A 1,383-nucleotide genomic window follows, 5' to 3' on the forward strand; every position below is an offset into this window, starting at 1 on the left:
TAAGAGAACAGCTCTTTGGTCATGTAAAAGGCGCATATTCTGGTGCGGTTAGTGATCGCCGTGGCCGCTTTGAATTGGCCGATGGTGGGACGTTATTTTTAGACGAAGTGGGTGAGCTTCCGCTTGCCGTGCAAGCTAAGTTGTTACGTGCGTTGCAAAATGGTGAAATTCAACGTGTCGGCAGCGATAATATCATCGTAGTAGATGTCAGAATTGTTGCCGCAACTAACCGTAATTTACAGTTAGAAGTCAAAGAAGGTCGCTTTAGGGCTGACTTATATCATCGCTTGAGTGTGTATCCTTTACCTGTACCACCATTACGCGAGCGTGGTAAAGACGTTATTTTATTGGCAGGCTATTTTTTAGAAAAAAGCCAACATCAGCTTGGCGTCGCGAAACTAAGATTGCAACAAACAGCGATTGATCAGTTAACCCAATACCATTGGCCAGGCAATGTGCGCGAGTTAGAACATTTGCTCAGCCGTGCTGCGTTAAGGGCTATTAGCGAGCAAGGGCGTCATGCCAGTATTATTAGCATTAGCCGTGTTCATCTCGGTTCCGAGTTTGTTGTGAACTATCCCGTCGCACCAGCAATAGCCGAGGTTGATATTATCAACGACAGTAATGCCGCAGCCGCATTATCGCAGGTGTTAACCCTTGGACTACGCGATTCTACCGATGAGTACCAACGACAAATAATACAGACGGTATTAGTGACAGAACGAGGTAATTTAGCCGCTGTCGCCAGAAGTTTACAGCTGGATAGAAGCAATTTAATTCGCACAATGCGTCGTTTAGGACTTGATCCAAATGCGGCATATTAATCGTAAGGTATAAACCTAAAATAGGTTGTGTGAATAGCCTGTAATCGAAAATATATTATCGATGAACAGAAATTTATTCCCACAAAAACAGGTCAATATAAGTTGGGTTAATTAGGGTCTTCTAAAGGATGGATGTTATGCAAAAACGTAATATAGGCAATATCGCATTGATCGTTGCCATCGTCTCTGTCGCGATTGCGGCTTTGATGGTGTTTGGCTCGTCATTGGGATTATGGGACCCGATTGTCGGCTTTATGGCCAGCCGTAATTACAATAACCTGTTAGGTTATTTAGTGGTGGTGGTTGCGGTGCTCGCATTAGGTACCAGCTTTACCATTAAGCAAGACAGTAACGCTAAGGGCAAAGGCATATTAACCTCTACAACAGCGCTATTACTGGGCTTAGCTATATTGTCGCCGAGCATTATGGCGTTGGTTATCAAACCAGTGAAATACCCACCTATTCACGATATTACTACTAATACTCAATCACCACCGCAGTTTGAGTTTTTAACTGACAGCCGCATTGGCGCTAAAAATAGTTTGGTTTATGGCGGAGA

1 protein-coding gene and 1 pseudogene are annotated in these 1,383 nt (G+C 43.9%); both read left to right on the plus strand.

The annotated features are described in order from the left end of the window. The coding region (locus CXF78_RS00590) for a sigma 54-interacting transcriptional regulator (protein ID WP_180957005.1) at nucleotides 1-824 on the plus strand (824 nt) is incomplete at its 5' end. Between the two features lie 137 nt (nucleotides 825-961). Then, nucleotides 962-1,383, plus strand: a pseudogene (locus CXF78_RS00595) (DUF1499 domain-containing protein); the annotation flags it as partial.

The sequence above is a fragment of the Shewanella sp. 11B5 genome, from assembly GCF_002836795.1.
Lineage (GTDB): Bacteria > Pseudomonadota > Gammaproteobacteria > Enterobacterales > Shewanellaceae > Shewanella > Shewanella frigidimarina.